The sequence below is a fragment of the Pantoea sp. Lu_F5_004 genome (assembly GCF_051136245.1).
Lineage (GTDB): Bacteria > Pseudomonadota > Gammaproteobacteria > Enterobacterales > Enterobacteriaceae > Pantoea > Pantoea agglomerans.
In genome coordinates, this window is sequence record NZ_CP194946.1 from 352,542 (window position 1) to 370,675 (window position 18,134).

Below are 18,134 nucleotides of genomic sequence, written 5' to 3' on the forward strand. Positions count from 1 at the left end.
TATTCTGCGGTTTACGCCGGTCTGGCGCTGACCAACTTTCATTGATTTACCCCTGGAAACCACGCGCGACCGGGACAAAGCCATCGAGGAGTGTCGTCACACAATGGCAAAAGAGAAAAAACGTGGCTTTTTTTCCTGGCTGGGATTTGGCAAAGAGGAAGAGAAACAACCTGTCGCGGAGGAGCAGACACAAGAGGTCGCAGAATCCGCACAGCAGCAGGCAGAACAGGAAGCCCCGGCATTAGGCCAGGCTGAAGCGCAAGCGGAAGAGACTGTCGTTATCACCGAAACGGTGGCCGGACAGCAGCGTGAGGCGGAAGTCACCGCGGCAGCGCCGCATGAGTCGGCACCCGCGGTGCTCGATGAGGCTGAGCCGATTGAGGCCGATCCCGAAGCGTTACTGGAGGTCTCCGCACCTGAACATGATGCGACGCCGGTTATTGACGCCGACGACGTGGTCACGCCGATCGCTGACGAGGCTCCGGCAGATGCGCCGTTAAGCGAAGAAGAGCTGACCGCGCTGGCGCTGGGCGACGCCCCGATCGTTGAAACCCCTGACAGCGAAGCGGACGCGCCGTTAAGCGAAGAAGAGCTGACCGCACTGGCACTGGGCGACGCCCCGATCGTTGAAACCCCGCACAGCGAAGCGGACGCGGCATTAAGCGAAGAAGAGTTGACCGCGCTGGCGCTGGATGACGCAGCGATCGTTGAAACCCCGCACAGCGAAGCGGACGCGGCATTAAGCGATGAAGAGTTGACCGCGCTGGCGCTGGATGACGCCGGGATCGTTGAAACCCCGCACAGCGAAGCCGAAGCGCCGTTAATCGATGAAGCGCTGACGCCGGACGAGGCTGCGATCGTTGAAACCCCGGACAGCGAAGCGGAAGCGCCGCTGACCGAAGAAGAGCTGACCGCACTGGCACTGGGCGAAGCTGAAGTCACCGACGCGGAACCGGCAGAGACATTATCCGATACCGTCAGCGATCTCCCGCTGGCCGCCGCGCCACTCATCGTGCAGGAGCAGGAGCGTCCCAGCAAAGAGGGCTTCTTTGCCCGCCTGAAGCGCAGCCTGGTGAAAACCCGTCAGAACCTCGGTTCCGGTTTTGTCAGCCTGTTCCGTGGCAAAAAGATTGATGATGAGCTGTTTGACGAGCTGGAAGAGCAGCTGCTGATTGCGGATGTGGGTGTGGATACCACTCGCCGCATCATCACGCATCTGACCCAGCAGGCAAACCGCAAGCAACTGCGTGACGCGGAAGCGCTCTACGGTCTGCTGAAAGCGGAGATGGCCTCGATTCTGGCAAAAGTGGATGCGCCACTTGAAGTCTCAGGCAAAACGCCGTTTGTTATCCTGATGGTTGGTGTCAATGGCGTAGGTAAAACCACCACCATCGGTAAACTGGCGCGCCAGTATCAGGCCGAAGGCAAATCCGTGATGTTAGCGGCTGGTGATACCTTCCGCGCCGCGGCTGTTGAGCAACTGCAGGTGTGGGGCCAGCGCAACAACATTCCGGTGATTGCTCAGCACACCGGTGCAGATTCCGCTTCGGTGATCTTCGATGCTATTCAGGCGGCTAAATCGCGTGGCGTTGACGTGCTGATTGCCGATACCGCGGGTCGTCTGCAGAACAAATCGCACCTGATGGAAGAGCTGAAAAAAATCACCCGCGTGATGAAGAAACTGGATGATTCAGCGCCACACGAAGTGATGCTGACGCTGGATGCCAGCACCGGACAGAATGCGGTCAGCCAGGCCCGACTGTTTAATGAAGCCGTTGGCGTGACCGGGATTGCGCTCACCAAGCTGGATGGCACCGCCAAAGGCGGCGTGATCTTCTCGGTGGCCGATCAGTTCGGTATTCCGATTCGCTACATCGGCGTCGGTGAAGGCATTGAAGATTTACGGCCGTTTAAGGCGGAAGATTTTATTGAGGCACTGTTTGCCCGAGAGGACTAATTAGGATGATTCGCTTTGAAGAGGTCAGTAAGGCATATCTCGGCGGACGTCAGGCGCTGCAGGGGGTAGATTTCCGTCTGCGTCCTGGCGAAATGGCGTTTCTGACCGGCCACTCCGGTGCCGGTAAAAGTACCTTGCTGAAGCTGATTTGTGGCATTGAGCGCCCGAGTGCCGGAAAAATCTGGTTCAGCGGCCATGACATTTCCCGCCTGCGTAACAGCGAGGTGCCTTTTCTGCGTCGTCAGATCGGCATGATTTTCCAGGATCACCACCTGCTGATGGATCGTTCGGTTTATGAAAATGTGGCGATCCCGCTGATTATCTCCGGTGCCAGCGGCGAAGATATTCGTCGTCGCGTTTCGGCGGCACTGGATAAAGTGGGTCTGCTCGACAAAGCGAAAAGTTATCCGATTCAGCTTTCTGGCGGTGAACAGCAGCGTGTGGGCATCGCCCGTGCGGTGGTGAACAAGCCAGCCGTGCTGCTGGCCGATGAACCGACAGGTAACCTTGACGACGCGCTGTCAGAAGACATTCTGCGCCTGTTCGAAGAGTTCAACCGCGTCGGCGTCACCGTCCTGATGGCGACGCATGACAGCGGTCTTATCGCCCGACGCAACTACCGGATGATGACGCTGAATCAGGGACGTCTGCACGGAGGCCACGATGGTCAATAAACGCATTAAACGTCCGGCTGCGCCGAAAGCGAAGCAGCAGTCGAAGAGTAAAGCGCTGAAGGGCGGCTGGCAGGAGCAGTGGCGCTATGCGCTGCGCGGCACGCTTTCTGATATGTGGCGTCAGCCGCTGGCAACTCTGCTGACGGTGATGGTCATCGCCATTTCACTGACGCTGCCCAGCGTCTGCTACATGGTGTGGAAAAACGTCAGCCAGGCGGCAACACAGTGGTATCCGGCGCCGCAGTTAACCGTTTATCTCTCCAAAACGCTGGATGACACGGCGGCAGAAAACGTGGTGGCGCAGCTCAAGCAGGTCGAAGGCGTGGATAACGTCAACTACCTGACGCGGGAAGAGGCGCTGAACGAGTTCCGCAACTGGTCAGGCTTTGGCGGCGCAATGGATATGCTGGAGCAGAATCCGCTGCCTGCGGTGGCCATCATCACACCTAAGCTCAATTTCCAGAACTCAGACACCATGCAAAGCCTGCGCGATCGGGTGACCAAAGTGCAGGGCGTGGATGAAGTGCGGATGGATGATAGCTGGTTTGCGCGGCTGGCGGCGCTGACCGGGCTGGTGGGGCAGATCGCCTCAATGATTGGCGTGCTAATGATCGTGGCAGTGTTTCTGGTGATCGGTAACAGCGTCCGGCTCAGCATCTTTGCCCGACGCGACACCATTAACGTGCAGAAGCTGATTGGTGCCACTGACGGCTTTATCCTGCGTCCGTTCCTCTATGGCGGGGCGCTGCTGGGCTTCAGCGGGGCAGTGCTGTCGCTGCTGCTGTCGGAAGTGCTGGTGCTGCGTCTGCAGTCCGTTGTTGCCAGTGTAGCAACCGTATTTGGTACCACCTTCTCACTGGAAGGCTTCTCCTGGGATGAGGCGCTGCTGCTGTTACTGATTGCGGCGATCATCGGCTGGGTGGCTGCGTGGCTGGCAACGGTACAACATTTACGTCGATTTACGCCGCAGTAAACGCCTGCAACATTTTTTTGTTATAATGGTCCTCTGCTACCGATGGCGGGTGCAGAGGATATTTCCCCTCTTCCCTTCCTGTAATCTGTGTGTAAAATATTCACCGCTATAATTGAACTTGTGGATAACTTTACTACTCTAAGTAGCACAGATTGCTTTCGGATTCCGCGCGACGTTGACGTAATGTATCGTCTGCGCAGGGAAATGTGCGGCAATTCCACTGAATTTGTGAGGGTTTGAATGACCAAAGAAATGCAAACTTTAGCTATTGCTCCTCTTGGCAACCTGGAGTCTTACGTCCGGGCTGCGAATACCTGGCCGATGCTCTCGGCAGAAGAGGAAAAAGCGTTGGCTGAACGGCTGCATTACCAGGGCGATCTGGATGCGGCAAAGACGCTGATCCTGTCTCACCTACGCTTTGTAGTTCATATCGCTCGTAATTACTCCGGCTACGGTCTGCCACAGGCTGACCTGGTCCAGGAAGGCAATATCGGCCTGATGAAAGCGGTACGTCGCTTCAACCCAGAAGTGGGCGTACGTCTGGTTTCGTTTGCCGTGCACTGGATTAAAGCGGAGATTCACGAATACGTGCTGCGTAACTGGCGTATCGTGAAAGTCGCGACCACCAAAGCACAGCGTAAGCTGTTCTTTAACCTGCGTAAAACCAAGCAGCGTCTGGGCTGGTTCAATCAGGACGAAGTCGAGATGGTTGCGCGTGAGCTGGGCGTAAGCAGCAAAGATGTGCGTGAAATGGAATCGCGTATGGCCGCGCAGGATATGACCTTTGATATGTCTGCCGACGACGAGAGCAGCGAAGGCCGCTCTATGGCACCCGTGCTTTATCTTCAGGATAAAACCTCTGACTTTGCTGACGGTATTGAAGAGGATAACTGGGATGCGCACGCGGCTGATAAGCTGAGCTATGCGATGGAAGGTCTGGATGAGCGTAGTCAGCACATCATTCGCGCCCGCTGGCTGGACGAAGACAATAAAACCACGCTGCAGGAGCTGGCCGATCAGTACGGCGTGTCAGCCGAACGTGTCCGGCAGCTGGAAAAGAACGCCATGAAGAAACTGCGTATGGCGATCGAAGCGTAACGCACTTCGACATCTCAAGGGGCGACTTTATGTCGCCCTTTTTGTTTTTCTGCGCCTGACTATTCTACCGCCATTATCCAGCCATCACTCTGCGCCCTGAAGCCACACGCCTGCATAAAGGCTGCCCGCACCTGCTGATCGTCACTGCCATCATCGGCAATCCACCAGTCTGCTATCGACCCATTCTGCCTGATCGTCTCTTCCAGTAAATATTGTCCCACCCCGCGTCGGCGCGTGACATCGCGCACCGACAGCCGGTGAACCTTGCCGTGGATCCCGGCGATTTCCAGCTGCAAACCCGCCAGCAGCCGGTCATTAAAACGGGCAGCATAGAGACGATGGCGCTCATCCAGCTGCTGCTCCAGTTGTTCAATCTCCAGATCCGGCCAGACTTTGCCAAGATCGATGCGGTCCTGCGCGGTCAGCGTGGTTAAACGCTGGATAGTGAGCTTCATAACAAAAACCTCTGTAACAGGGGAAAGTGCAGCGAAAATGTACAACCAGAGTGCTACCACATTTTCATCAATAAAACAGGTCAAAAGATGGTCGGGATGCCAGGATGATAGTTGTAAACAGGGAGAGCGTGCGATCAATCCAGCATAACGCGCTGGCAAAGCGGTGAAAAACCGGCCGTTGCCTCCAGTGTATTATGCTGTTTCACTCAGTCAATTCTGAATATGTCAGTTGATTTACAGAAGAAACTTCCTGTTTAATAACCTGAAAAATAAAGCCTTATTAATAAAAAATGTCAGAAAAGTACGCTAACTCATTCATGCTTAATCAGTTTTCGACTTTATCTGACAGCACAAACACTCACAACATACACGACAAAACAAATGGGGTAGTCAGGATGAAAATGAAAGGTCGCGCATTACTGGCGGGATGTGTAGCACTGGCGATGAGCCATGCGGCGCTGGCTGAAGATATCAAAGTGGCGATTGTCGGCGCAATGTCTGGCCCGGTGGCGCAGTACGGCGACATGCAATTCGCCGGTGCGACTCAGGCAATTGAAGATATCAACGCCAAAGGCGGTGTTAACGGCAACAAACTGGTTGCGGTGAAATATGACGACGCCTGTGACCCGAAACAGGCGGTTGCGGTAGCGAACAAGGTGATTAACGATGGCATCCGCTACGTGATCGGCCATCTCTGCTCTTCATCCACCCAGCCCGCTTCTGACATCTATGAAGATGAAGGCGTGCTGATGATTACCCCGGCGGCGACCGCACCTGACCTGACTTCCCGCGGCTATAAACTGATTATGCGCACCACCGGTCTCGACTCCGATCAGGGTCCGACCGCCGCGAAATATGTGATGAGCGAGCTTAAACCTAAGCGTATCGCTGTGGTGCATGACAAACAGCAGTATGGCGAAGGCCTGGCGCGCTCCGTACAGGAGAGCCTGAAAAAGCAGGGCGCTAATATTGTGATGTTTGAAGGTATCACCGCTGGCGATAAAGATTTCTCTACGCTGGTGGCGCGCTTCAAGAAAGAGAACGTCGATTTCGTCTATTTCGGCGGTTACTACCCGGAAATGGGCCAGATCGTGCGTCAGGCACGTGCTGCGGGCCTGAAAACCCAGTTTATGGGACCAGAAGGCGTGGGTAACGCCTCGCTGTCCAACATCGCCGGTGCCGCATCTGAAGGCATGTTGGTGACCCTGCCGAAACGCTACGATCAGGTTGAAACCAACAAACCGATCGTGGAAGCGCTGAAAGCGAAGAAACTGGATCCAACCGGACCGTTCGTCTGGACCACCTATGCAGCTCTGCAGTCGCTGGCAACCGGCATGGAGCGCAGCAAGAGCGCTGAGCCGGACGCTATCGTGAAAAACCTTAAGGAAGGTGCCGCGGTGCCAACCGTGATGGGCAACCTGAACTGGGATGAGAAGGGTGATCTTAAGGGCTTTGAATTCGGCGTCTTTAAATGGCACGCCGATGGCACCTCGACTGCTGTGAAGTAAACCAGGCTGTTTTGTGGTGAGCGGGAGGCTGGTTAACCGGTTTTCCCTGACCAGCGACACGAACGCCTGGTGCTTGTCTGCCAGGCGTTTTTTGTACCCCGATCGCCCATGATCGGTTAAGTAAGGGTCAAGGTATGTCCGAGCAGTTCCTCTATTTTATTCAGCAGATGTTTAACGGTGTGACCCTTGGTAGCACCTACGCGCTGATCGCCATCGGTTACACCATGGTTTACGGCATTATCGGCATGATCAACTTCGCCCACGGCGAGGTCTACATGATCGGCAGCTATGTCTCCTTTATCGTGATTGCCGCCCTGATGATGATGGGCATCGACACCACCTGGCTGATGATTGCGGCCGGCTTTGTGATGGCGGTAATTATCTCCAGCGCCTACGGCTGGAGCATCGAGCGCGTCGCCTACCGGCCTGTGCGCTCGTCCAAGCGCCTGATTGCGCTGATCTCCGCCATCGGGATGTCGATATTCCTGCAAAACTACGTCAGCCTGACGCAGGGTTCACGCGACCTGGCGCTGCCGAGTCTGATTACCGGACAGTGGACGGTAGGCGAGAGCAACGGCTTTGCCGCTACCATCTCCACCATGCAGATTGTGATCTGGGTGGTGACGTTCCTGGCGATGCTGGCGCTGACCACCTTTATCCGCTACTCGCGCATGGGCCGCGCCTGCCGCGCCTGCGCTGAAGACCTGAAAATGGCCAGCCTGCTGGGAATTAACACCGACCGCGTGATCTCGCTGACCTTTGTGATCGGTGCAGCAATGGCCGCAGTGGCGGGCGTGTTGCTGGGACAATTCTACGGTTCAATCAACCCTTTCATCGGCTTTATGGCAGGCATGAAAGCGTTCACCGCCGCCGTGCTGGGCGGGATTGGCAGTATTCCGGGCGCGATGATTGGCGGCCTGGTGCTGGGCATCGCCGAGGCGCTGACCTCGGCCTATCTCAGCACGGAATATAAAGATGTGGTCTCGTTTGCCCTGCTGATTGTGGTGCTGCTGGTGATGCCGACCGGGATTCTGGGCCGCCCGGAGGTCGAAAAAGTATGAAGACTTCCTTTATCAATGCCCTGATCTCCTCGGTGATGCTGCTGGTGCTCGCCACCTTCTTTATGGGGCTGCGCCTGAATCTGGACGGCACTAATCTGGTGGTGCAGAACGCCGGTAGCGTGCGCTGGAACTGGATCGCCACAGGCTGTGCGGTGGTGTTTCTGTTTCAGCTGCTGCGTCCGGTATGGCAAAGTGGCCTGAAGAAAATTTCCGGTCCGGCGCTGGTGTTACCGGGTCTTGATGGCTCGACGCCGAAGCAGAAGCTGGTGATGGCGGTGCTGATTATCGCCGCCGTTGCCTGGCCATTCCTGGTGTCACGCGGCACCGTCGATATCGCCACCATGACGCTGATCTACGTGATGCTCGGTCTGGGCTTAAACGTGGTGGTCGGCCTTTCTGGTCTTCTGGTACTGGGTTATGGCGGCTTTTACGCCATCGGTGCCTACACCTTTGCGCTGCTGAACCACTATTACGGTCTCGGCTTCTGGCAGTGTCTGCCGCTCTCCGGCATAGTCGCCGCGCTGTTTGGTCTGCTGCTGGGCTTCCCGGTGCTGCGACTGCGCGGCGACTATCTGGCGATAGTGACGCTGGGCTTCGGTGAGATCGTGCGTATTCTGCTGCTGAACAATACCGCCCTGACCGGTGGGCCGAATGGCATCAGCCAGATCCCGAAACCAACGCTGTTTGGTCTGGAATTTGGCCGTACGCCGCGTGAAGGCGGCTGGGATACCTTCCATAACTTCTTTGGGCTGAAGTACGATCCCAGCGACCGCATTATCTTCCTCTACCTGGTGGCGCTGCTGCTGGTGGTGCTGACGCTGTTTGTGATTAACCGGCTGCTGCGGATGCCACTGGGCCGTGCCTGGGAAGCCCTGCGCGAGGATGAGATTGCCTGTCGTTCACTGGGTCTCAGCCCGACCCGCATCAAGCTGACCGCCTTTACCATCAGTGCCGCGTTTGCCGGTTTTGCCGGCAGCCTGTTCGCGGCGCGTCAGGGCTTTGTCAGCCCGGAATCCTTTACCTTTGTCGAATCCGCCTTTGTGCTGGCGATTGTGGTTCTGGGCGGGATGGGTTCGCAGTTTGCGGTGATTCTGGCCGCCATCCTGCTGGTGGTGTCACGCGAGCTGATGCGCGATCTCAATGAGTACAGCATGCTGGTGCTGGGTGGCCTGATGGTGCTGATGATGATCTGGCGTCCGCAGGGCCTGTTGCCGATGAAGCGTCCGCATCTGAAGCTCAGGACTGGTAAACAAGGAGAGCAGGCATGATTCAGCCTTTATTAGCCGTTGAAGGCCTGATGATGCGCTTCGGCGGTCTGTTAGCCGTGAACAATGTGGCGCTGGAGCTGCGTCCGCAGGAGATCGTTTCGCTGATTGGCCCCAATGGTGCCGGTAAAACCACCGTGTTCAACTGCCTGACCGGCTTTTACAAGCCAACCGGCGGGACGATCACATTGCGTGAGCAGCATCTGGAAGGGTTGCCGGGCCAGAAGATTGCGCGGATGGGCATTGTGCGGACGTTCCAGCACGTGCGTCTGTTCCGTGAGATGACGGTCATTGAGAACCTGCTGGTGGCGCAGCATCAGCATCTGAAAAGCGGCGTATTTTCCGGTCTGCTGAAAACCCCGGCGTTTCGCCGCAGTGAGAGCGAGGCGCTGGATCGTGCGGCGACCTGGCTGGAGCGGGTAGGGTTGCTGGATCTGGCTAACCGTCAGGCGGGCAATCTGGCCTATGGTCAGCAGCGTCGACTGGAGATTGCGCGCTGTATGGTGACGCGCCCGGAGATCCTGATGCTGGATGAACCGGCGGCGGGCCTTAACCCCAAAGAGACCCATGAGCTGGATGCGCTGATTGCGGAGCTGCGTGGCGAACATAAGGTGTCGGTGCTGCTGATTGAACATGATATGAAGCTGGTGATGGGGATTTCTGACCGTATTTATGTGGTCAATCAGGGAACGCCGCTGGCTAACGGAACGCCGGAAGAGATTCGTAATAACCCGGATGTCATTCGTGCCTATTTAGGAGAGGCCTGAGATGGCAAATGCGATGTTAACCATTGAGAACGTCAGCGCCCACTACGGCAAAATTCAGGCGCTGCACAACGTCAGCCTCTATATCAATCAGGGCGAAATCGTCACCCTGATTGGCGCTAACGGTGCCGGAAAAACCACGCTGCTGGGTACGCTATGCGGCGAACCGCGCGCGACGCAGGGCACCATTACCTTTGATGGCAAAACCATTACCGACTGGCAAACCTCACGCATTATGCGTGAAGCGATCGCCATCGTGCCGGAAGGCCGGCGGGTCTTTTCGCGCATGACGGTAGAAGAGAACCTGGCGATGGGGGGCTTTTTTGCCAGCCGTCCGGACTACCTGACGCGGATCAAGCGCGTTTATGAACTCTTCCCGCGTCTGGAGGAGCGTAAAATCCAGCGCGCCGGGACGATGTCGGGCGGCGAACAGCAGATGCTGGCGATTGGCCGTGCGCTGATGAGTCAGCCGCGCCTGCTGTTGCTGGATGAACCGTCGCTGGGACTGGCACCAATCATTATTCAGCAGATCTTCGACACCATTGAGCAGCTGCGCAGCGAGGGAATGACGATTTTCCTGGTGGAGCAGAATGCGAATCAGGCGCTGAAGCTGGCGGATAGGGGCTATGTGCTGGAGAACGGGCATGTGGTGCTCGAAGACACAGGTGCAGCACTCCTTTCCAACGAAGCCGTCCGCAGCGCATACCTCGGAGCTTAACATTCAGAGGCCTGGCTTGCTTGCCAGGTTGCGGTTGGGCAGTGCTCGCCATCCTCACGTACTACGTGTACGCTCCGGTGGCTGCGCGCTGTCCGCCCGCAACCTGCCTGCGCCGCCGACGGCCTTGAGTGTCGGTGTTAGAGGGGCCGCCATCGTCTTTTGCGTTTGGTGAAGTGAAAACCCGCTGCGGGCTTTTTTACTGCCCAGACGCTCTGCAAATTATGTAACCAAAACCTGGCAGCGGTGACGCGTTACCGCTGCGCTGCCAGCGTCTTCTTTTCCGCTATTCAGTCTGTCACCCGGCTGTCATCTTTCTGTTATTAATCCTTCATTTCCCCGTGTCATGTTACTTCGCGAAACAGAAATCCGTGATTTCACGCGTATTTACCTGCACAGGAAAATTCTATGTCCGTCGTTACCTTTCGTCGTAGCCTGATGAGCGTGCTGCTCGGTCTGACGCTCAGCAGCCATGCCATGGCCGCCACTGAGATCCCTTTCTGGCACTCTATGGAAGGCGAGCTAGGCAAAGAAGTGGATTCGCTGGCACAGCGTTTTAACCAGACGCATCCCGATTACAAAATTGTTCCGACCTACAAAGGTAACTACGAGCAGAGCCTGGCAGCAGGGATTGCGGCAGTGCGCAGCGGCAAAGCCCCTGCGGTGCTGCAGGTTTATGAAGTCGGTACAGCGACCATGATGGCCTCGCAGGCGATTGTGCCGGTGCATCAGGTCTTCAAAGACGCCGGTATCCCCTTTGATGAAAAGCAGTTCGTGCCAACGGTGGCGGGCTACTACAGCGACAGCAAAGGTCAGCTGATCTCTCAGCCGTTCAACAGCTCGACGCCAGTGCTCTACTACAACAAAGACGCCTTTAAAAAAGCGGGTCTGAACCCGGACCAGCCGCCGAAAACCTGGCAGGAGCTGGCGACGGATGCCGCCGCACTGCGCAAATCGGGCATGAGCTGTGGCTACGCCAGCGGCTGGCAGGGCTGGATCCAGATTGAAAACTTCAGTGCCTGGCACGCTCTGCCGGTAGCGACCAAAAACAACGGGTTTGACGGACTTGATGCGGTGCTGGAGTTCAACAAGCCGGTACTGGTTCGTCATATCGAGCTGCTGGAAGCGATGAACAAGAAAGGGGACTTCACCTACTTTGGCCGCAAAGATGAGTCCACCGCCAAGTTCTACAACGGCGACTGCGGTATCACCACCGCCTCATCCGGTTCGCTGGCTGATATCCGTCATTACGCCAAATTCAACTTCGGCGTTGGCATGATGCCGTATGACGAGACCGTGCCGAATGCGCCGCAGAACGCCCTGATCGGCGGCGCCAGCCTGTGGGTGATGAAAGGCAAAGATGCCGCAACCTACAAAGGTGTGGCTGAGTTTATGCAGTTCCTCGCTAAACCGGAAATAGCCGCGGAATGGCACCAGAAAACCGGCTATCTGCCGATTACCACCGCCGCCTACGAGCTGACTAAGCAGCAGGGCTTCTACGATAAGAATCCGGGCGCGGATATCGCCACCCGTCAGATGATGAACAAGCCGCCACTGCCGTTCACCAAAGGCATGCGTCTGGGCAATATGCCGCAGATTCGTACCGTGATCGACGAAGAGCTGGAAAGCGTCTGGACCGGCAAGCAATCGCCGCAGAACGCGATGGATAACGCAGTGAAACGCGGTAATGAGTTGCTGCGCCGCTTCCAGCAGCAGGTGAAGTAATCTCTCCTTGCGGGCCAGCTCAGGCTGGCCCCTCTCTTTGACGCCAGGTATGCCATGTCTTCATCTCGTCCGGTCTTTCGCACCAGTCTGTTGCCCTATCTTCTGGTGCTGCCGCAACTGCTGATTACCGCCATCTTCTTTCTCTGGCCTGCCGGTGAAGCGCTATGGTACTCGCTGCAAAGCCTCGATCCCTTTGGCATCTCCAGCAGCTTTGTCGGGCTGGAAAACTTCAGACGGCTGTTTGCCGATCCTTACTATCTGGATTCGTTCTGGACCACCATAAAATTCAGCGGCATGGTCACGGTGTTCGGCATGGTGTTCTCGCTGCTGCTGGCGGCGCTGGTGGATTATGTGGTGCGGCTGCGCCGTCTCTATCAGACGCTGTTGCTGCTGCCTTACGCCGTTGCGCCTGTGGTGGCCGCGGTGCTGTGGATGTTCCTGTTTAATCCTGGCCTGGGCCTGTTCAGCTATCTGCTGAACCACATCGGCTACAACTGGAACTATGCGCAAAACAGCGGTCAGGCGATGTTCCTGGTGGTGCTGGCATCGATCTGGCAGCAGATGAGCTACAACTTCCTGTTCTTCTTCGCCGCACTCCAGTCTATCCCCAAATCGCTGGTGGAAGCCGCCGCGATTGACGGTGCCGGACCGGTGCGTCGCTTCTTTAATCTCTCTCTGCCGCTGATTACGCCGGTCAGCTTCTTCCTGCTGGTGGTGAATCTGATCTACGCCTTCTTCGATACCTTCCCGGTGATCGATGCCGCTACCGGCGGCGGGCCGGTGCAGGCGACCACCACGCTGATCTACAAAATCTATCGCGAAGGCTTTACCGGTCTGGATCTCTCCTCGTCCGCTGCGCAGTCGGTGGTGCTGATGCTGCTGGTCATCGGGCTGACGGTGCTCCAGTTCCGCTTTGTTGAACGTAAGGTGCAATACCAATGATTGAGAATCGACGCGGGCTGGATCTCTTCAGCCACATCGTGCTGGTGCTGGGCGTGCTCACCATCCTGTTTCCGCTCTATGTCGCCTTTGTGGCGGCGACGCTGGACAACGAAGCAGTCTATCAGGTGCCGATGACGCTGGTGCCCGGCACGCACCTGTGGGAGAACATCTCGCGCATCTGGACGCACGGCGTCAACGGCAACGGGCCGGCGTTTGGCCTGATGCTGCTCAACAGCATGATCATGGCGCTGGGCATCACCTTCGGCAAAATCACGGTGTCGATGCTGTCGGCGTTTGCGCTGGTCTGGTTCCGTTTTCCGCTGCGTACGCTCTTTTTCTGGCTGATCTTCATCACCCTGATGCTGCCGGTTGAGGTGCGTATTTTCCCGACAGTGCAGGTGATCGCCGATCTCAACCTGCTCGACAGCTACAGCGGATTAACCCTGCCGCTGATGGCTTCGGCCACCGCCACCTTCCTGTTCCGTCAGTTCTTTATGTCGCTGCCTGATGAGCTGGTGGAGGCGGCGCGTATCGACGGTGCCAGCGCGATGCGCTTCTTCATCGACATCGTTCTGCCGCTGTCGAAAACCAATCTGGCGGCGCTATTCGTCATCACTTTTATCTACGGATGGAACCAGTATCTCTGGCCGCTACTGATCATCAACGACGCCAGCCTCGGCACGGCGGTGGCGGGGATCAAAAGCATGATCTCCACCAGCGGCTCACCGACCCAGTGGAACGAAGTGATGGCGGCAATGTTATTAACCCTGATCCCACCGCTGGTGGTGGTGTTGGTCATGCAGCGTGCCTTTGTGCGCGGTCTGGTTGAGAGTGAGAAATAAGATGGCAGGCGTAACCCTTCAGGCAGTAACTAAATCCTACGATGGCAAAAATCAGATCATCCAGCCGCTGAATGTCACCATCAATGACGGCGAATTTATGGTGATGGTCGGGCCATCCGGCTGCGGTAAATCGACCCTGCTGCGCATGGTGGCCGGACTGGAGCGCGTCAGCTCCGGCGATATCTATATCGACGACCGGCGCGTTACTCAGGAAGAGCCAAAAGATCGCGGGATTGCGATGGTGTTCCAGAACTACGCGCTCTATCCCCATATGTCAGTAGAAGAGAACATGGCCTATGGCCTGAAAATCCGTGGCATGGGCAAAGAGCAGGTTCGCCAGCGGGTGCTCGACGCGGCGCGCAGTCTGGAGCTGGATCACCTGCTGATGCGTCGGCCTCGCGAACTCTCCGGCGGACAGCGGCAGCGCGTGGCGATGGGCCGCGCGATCGTGCGTGAACCGGCGGTCTTTCTGTTTGATGAGCCACTCTCCAACCTTGATGCCCGCCTGCGGGTGCAGATGCGGCTGGAACTGCAGCTGCTGCATCGCCGCTTACAGACCACCAGCCTCTATGTCACCCACGATCAGGTGGAGGCGATGACGCTGGCGCAGCGGGTGATGGTGATGAACAAAGGGGTGGTCGAGCAGCTCGGCACGCCAGTCGAGGTATATGAGCGTCCCGCCAGCCAGTTTGTTGCCTCGTTTATTGGCGCGCCCGCCATGAATCTGCTGAAAGGGCAGTTCAGCAGCGATGGATCACGCTTCGACCTCGACGCCTCGCACGCTCTGCCGCTCAGCGACAGTAAAGCGAAATGGGCTAACCGGCCGGTGGTGCTGGGCATCCGGCCAGAGCACATCCGGCTCAGTAGCCGCGAGCAGGGCGGCGTACCGCTGCGGGTCGATACGCTGGAAATGCTGGGGGCTGATAATCTGGCACATGGCCGCATCGGTGACACGCCACTGGTGGTACGCTTAGCCCACAGTGAACGTCCGCAGCCAGGCAGTACGCTGTGGCTGCATCTGCCGTCAGATGCGTTACACTTCTTCGATTCAACCCATGGAAAGCGTCTGGAATGAGCACACAACACTGGCCCTATCCCCACATCGTCGCCCATCGCGGCGGCGGTAAACTGGCACCGGAAAATACGCTGGCTGCGATCGACACCGGCGCGAAATATGGTCATCAGATGATTGAATTTGATGCCAAATTATCGGCCGATGCGCAGATCTTCCTGCTGCATGACGACACGCTCGATCGCACCAGCAACGGCTGGGGCGTGGCGGGTCAGCTGCCGTGGGAGAAGCTGTCGCAGCTTGATGCGGGCAGCTGGTTTGGCAACGCATTTACCGGTGAAAAGCTGGCGCGGCTGGATCAGGTGGCGGCACGCTGCCGTCAGCATCAGATGATGGCGAACATCGAAATCAAACCGACCACCGGCAGCGACGCTGAAACCGGACGCGCCGTGGCGCAGGCTGCCGCGATACTGTGGCAGGATCAGGTCGCACCGTTGCTCTCTTCGTTCTCTTTTGAGGCGCTGGAAGCCGCGATGAAGGCAGAGCCGCAGTTGCCGCGTGGCCTGCTGTCGCACAGCTGGGATCCGCAGTGGCAGGAGAAAACTGCTGCGCTGGCGTGTGTCTCAATTCATCTTAATCATAAGGTGCTGACCGCTGAGCGGGTCGCCGAACTGAAAGCCGCAGGCCTGAAGATTCTGGTTTATACCGTGAACAGCCCGGATCGGGCGCGGGAATTGCTGAAATGGGGCGTCGATGCCATCTGTACTGACTCCATCGACATCATCGGCCCCGATTTTAGTTAGTTCTGGTTTAGATTCTGATTCTGATTCTGCTGGCCCGGCTGCGTGGTAATCACCCGCTGCTGGGCGCTGTTCCGCTGTTCCTGCATTTTACGCTGCGTGTCCTGCGTCTGACGCTGCTGATCCTGGCGCAGCTTCAGCTGTTGCTGCTGCTGCTGGGTCTGCATCTGCGACTGCATCCGCTGCTGGCTGGGGTTATAGCCAGGTTTATTCGGATCGTTAGTGCTGTTCAGCGTGTTCGCCTGACTGGCGAAAGGCAGCAGAGCGGCCAGAATAATCATCCACTTTTTCATCACTCCTCCTTCCTTAAAGCGACAGGGTTTTGGGTGCACAACCGCGTACACCGATATCAGGGTCGTAGCCATAAGTTTACCCGATATCACAGACCTTACTTTCCGATCTATTCCTGATTTGACTTAACCCCGGTTATTTTGCTGTATTTGTAGGCACTTGCAGAAATGATAAAAAAATGTAAATAACAATATGGGATGGTGGCAGGATGAAAATGCAGCAAACAGTGCGTCAGCTTAGCTGGTCGCTGGTGATGAGTTTCACCGTCGTGGCAGGCGCTAACGCCGCGCCAACGCAGGCTCCTCCGGTCTCCTACGGCGTGGACAGTGATACTTTTCACCCGGTAAAAGCGCAGCACGGCATGGTTGCGTCAGTGGATGCGATGGCAACACAGGTTGGCGTGGAGATCCTGCGTCAGGGCGGTAATGCGGTGGATGCCGCGGTGGCGGTGGGCTTTGCGCTGGCCGTGACCCATCCGCAGGCGGGCAACCTCGGCGGCGGCGGTTTTATGCTGCTGCGCACTGCCTCTGGCCGCGCCACGGCTATCGATTTCCGTGAGATGGCACCGGGACACGCGTCGCGTGACATGTTCCTGGATAAGCAGGGCAACGCCGACAGCAAGCTCTCGCTGACATCACATCTCGCCTCCGGCACGCCGGGCACCGTAGCCGGACTGGCGCTGGCTGCGCAGAAATATGGCACTCTGCCGCTGAGCACGCTGCTGGCACCGGCGATCAAACTGGCGCGTGATGGTATTCCGGTTAACGACGCGCTGGCGGACGATCTGAAAACCTACGGCAAAGAAGTGCTGATCACCCATCCCAACAGCAAAGCGATTTTCTACAAACCGGACGGCACACCGTGGCAGAAGGGCGATAGGCTGGTGCAGAAGAACCTGGCTCACAGCCTGCAACTGATTGCCCGTCAGGGACCGGATGCGTTTTACAAAGGTGAAATCGCGGATGAGATCGCCGGAGAGATGGCGCAACATGGCGGCTTGATCAACAAAGCTGACCTGGCGGCCTATCGTGCGGTCGAGCGTAAGCCAATTAGCGGAACATACCGTGGCTATGAAGTCTTCTCAATGCCGCCGCCGTCATCCGGTGGCATCCACATCGTGCAGATTCTGAATATCCTGGAGAACTTCGATCTGGCGAAGATGGGCTTTGGCAGTGCTGATGCCATGCAGGTGATGGCGGAAGCGGAGAAATATGCCTACGCGGACCGCTCGGAATATCTCGGCGATCCCGATTTCGTGAAGGTGCCGTGGCAGGCGCTGACCAGTAAAGCCTATGCCAAAACCCTGGCGCAGCAGATCGATGTGGCAAAAGCGCGACCTTCCAGCGAGATCAAACCGGGCAAGCTCGAACCTTATGAAAGCAATCAGACTACCCATTTCTCGGTGGTGGATAAGCAGGGGAATGCGGTCGCGGTGACTTATACGCTTAACACCTATTTCGGCAGCGGAATTGTGGCGGGCAACAGCGGCATCCTGATGAATAACGAGATGGATGACTTCTCAGCTAAGCCAGGCACGCCCAATGTCTACGGGCTGGTTGGCGGGGAAGCGAATGCGGTGCAACCGGCGAAACGTCCGTTGTCATCGATGTCGCCGACCATCGTCGCCAAAGGGGGCAAAACCTGGCTGGTGACCGGCAGTCCTGGCGGCAGCCGCATTATCACCACGGTGTTGCAGATGGTGGTTAACAGCATCGATTTCGGGATGAACGTGGCGGAAGCCACTAATGCGCCGCGCTTCCATCATCAGTGGCTGCCGGATCAGCTGCGGGTGGAGAAGGGCTTCAGTCCCGATACGCTGCGTCTGCTGGAAACCAAAGGTCAGCATGTGAAGGTACTGCCGTCGATGGGCAGTACGCAGAGCATCATGATTGGGCCGGATGGCATGCTCTATGGCGCTTCCGATCCGCGCAGCATTGATGATTTGAGTGCGGGTTATTGAGATTTAAAACTGCTGACAAACTCAAACCCGGGTGAATCTGACAGCAATAAATAAGCTTAATGCGCAGGGAACTGGGTCAGAAGAGGAAAGCG

17 protein-coding genes are annotated in these 18,134 nt (G+C 57.1%); 15 read left to right on the forward strand and 2 right to left on the reverse strand.

Translation table 11 applies throughout. From position 1 onward, the window contains the following. The first annotated feature begins 103 nt into the window (after positions 1–103). From ftsY to rpoH, 4 genes are all read left to right on the forward strand, one after another. Entirely contained in the window at positions 104–1,957 is a 1,854-nt protein-coding gene (gene ftsY / locus ACR8BN_RS01630) for a signal recognition particle-docking protein FtsY (RefSeq protein ID WP_434747286.1), read from the forward strand. Positions 1,958–1,962: 5 nt separating this feature from the next. Further along, positions 1,963–2,631 carry a cell division ATP-binding protein FtsE gene (gene ftsE, locus ACR8BN_RS01635; protein ID WP_010253318.1) on the forward strand — a complete coding sequence of 223 codons (669 nt, stop codon included), beginning with the start codon at positions 1,963–1,965 and terminating at the stop codon, positions 2,629–2,631. After that, positions 2,621–3,604, forward strand: coding sequence for a permease-like cell division protein FtsX (gene ftsX / locus ACR8BN_RS01640; protein WP_010253316.1), 984 nt, complete (start codon positions 2,621–2,623; stop codon positions 3,602–3,604). The genes ftsE and ftsX overlap by 11 nt, the downstream gene beginning before the upstream one ends. 240 nt (positions 3,605–3,844) lie before the next feature. Then, positions 3,845–4,702, forward strand: a complete 858-nt coding sequence (gene rpoH / locus ACR8BN_RS01645) for an RNA polymerase sigma factor RpoH (protein ID WP_010253314.1) — start codon at positions 3,845–3,847, stop codon at positions 4,700–4,702. A 59-nt stretch (positions 4,703–4,761) separates the two neighbouring features. Here the strand turns inward: rpoH and panM are convergent, their stop codons facing one another. Beyond that, on the reverse strand, positions 4,762–5,157 hold the full coding sequence (panM, locus tag ACR8BN_RS01650) for an aspartate 1-decarboxylase autocleavage activator PanM (RefSeq protein WP_010253313.1): 396 nt from the start codon (positions 5,155–5,157) through the stop codon (positions 4,762–4,764). 395 nt (positions 5,158–5,552) lie between these two features. Here panM and ACR8BN_RS01655 point away from each other — a divergent pair, with 395 nt between their 5' ends. The 10 genes from ACR8BN_RS01655 (at position 5,553) to ugpQ (ending at position 15,794) form a co-directional block, all read left to right on the forward strand. Continuing rightward, positions 5,553–6,665 carry a branched-chain amino acid ABC transporter substrate-binding protein gene (locus ACR8BN_RS01655; RefSeq protein ID WP_031592701.1) on the forward strand — a complete coding sequence of 371 codons (1,113 nt, stop codon included), beginning with the start codon at positions 5,553–5,555 and terminating at the stop codon, positions 6,663–6,665. 134 nt (positions 6,666–6,799) lie between these two features. After that, on the forward strand, positions 6,800–7,726 hold the full coding sequence (livH, locus tag ACR8BN_RS01660; RefSeq protein ID WP_009087789.1) for a high-affinity branched-chain amino acid ABC transporter permease LivH: 927 nt from the start codon (positions 6,800–6,802) through the stop codon (positions 7,724–7,726). Beyond that, positions 7,723–8,994, forward strand: a complete 1,272-nt coding sequence (locus tag ACR8BN_RS01665; RefSeq protein WP_010253305.1) for a high-affinity branched-chain amino acid ABC transporter permease LivM — start codon at positions 7,723–7,725, stop codon at positions 8,992–8,994. The genes livH and ACR8BN_RS01665 overlap by 4 nt, the downstream gene beginning before the upstream one ends. Then, positions 8,991–9,758, forward strand: a complete 768-nt coding sequence (gene livG, locus ACR8BN_RS01670; RefSeq protein ID WP_010253302.1) for a high-affinity branched-chain amino acid ABC transporter ATP-binding protein LivG — start codon at positions 8,991–8,993, stop codon at positions 9,756–9,758. Before ACR8BN_RS01665 ends, livG begins: the two co-directional genes overlap by 4 nt. 1 nt (position 9,759) lies before the next feature. Further along, entirely contained in the window at positions 9,760–10,473 is a 714-nt protein-coding gene (livF, locus tag ACR8BN_RS01675; RefSeq protein WP_022624013.1) for a high-affinity branched-chain amino acid ABC transporter ATP-binding protein LivF, read from the forward strand. Positions 10,474–10,878: 405 nt separating this feature from the next. Further along, positions 10,879–12,195 carry a sn-glycerol-3-phosphate ABC transporter substrate-binding protein UgpB gene (gene ugpB, locus ACR8BN_RS01680; protein ID WP_031592699.1) on the forward strand — a complete coding sequence of 439 codons (1,317 nt, stop codon included), beginning with the start codon at positions 10,879–10,881 and terminating at the stop codon, positions 12,193–12,195. Positions 12,196–12,249: 54 nt separating this feature from the next. Beyond that, positions 12,250–13,137 carry a sn-glycerol-3-phosphate ABC transporter permease UgpA gene (gene ugpA / locus ACR8BN_RS01685; protein WP_039387961.1) on the forward strand — a complete coding sequence of 296 codons (888 nt, stop codon included), beginning with the start codon at positions 12,250–12,252 and terminating at the stop codon, positions 13,135–13,137. After that, complete coding sequence (gene ugpE / locus ACR8BN_RS01690; RefSeq protein ID WP_039387959.1) at positions 13,134–13,979, forward strand: sn-glycerol-3-phosphate ABC transporter permease UgpE; 846 nt, start codon at positions 13,134–13,136, stop codon at positions 13,977–13,979. Before ugpA ends, ugpE begins: the two co-directional genes overlap by 4 nt. Position 13,980: 1 nt before the next feature. After that, positions 13,981–15,054 carry a sn-glycerol-3-phosphate import ATP-binding protein UgpC gene (locus ACR8BN_RS01695; RefSeq protein WP_031592695.1) on the forward strand — a complete coding sequence of 358 codons (1,074 nt, stop codon included), beginning with the start codon at positions 13,981–13,983 and terminating at the stop codon, positions 15,052–15,054. Next, complete coding sequence (gene ugpQ / locus ACR8BN_RS01700; RefSeq protein WP_143789896.1) at positions 15,051–15,794, forward strand: glycerophosphodiester phosphodiesterase; 744 nt, start codon at positions 15,051–15,053, stop codon at positions 15,792–15,794. Before ACR8BN_RS01695 ends, ugpQ begins: the two co-directional genes overlap by 4 nt. Here the strand turns inward: ugpQ and ACR8BN_RS01705 are convergent. Beyond that, the gene (locus ACR8BN_RS01705; protein WP_010253283.1) at positions 15,791–16,084 is read right to left on the reverse strand and encodes a DUF2756 domain-containing protein; all 294 of its coding nucleotides are present in this window, start codon (positions 16,082–16,084) and stop codon (positions 15,791–15,793) included. The genes ugpQ and ACR8BN_RS01705 overlap by 4 nt on opposite strands. Before the next feature lie 206 nt (positions 16,085–16,290). Here ACR8BN_RS01705 and ggt point away from each other — a divergent pair, with 206 nt between their 5' ends. Then, positions 16,291–18,042, forward strand: a complete 1,752-nt coding sequence (gene ggt, locus ACR8BN_RS01710; protein WP_031292113.1) for a gamma-glutamyltransferase — start codon at positions 16,291–16,293, stop codon at positions 18,040–18,042. The last annotated feature ends 92 nt before the right edge of the window (positions 18,043–18,134 follow it).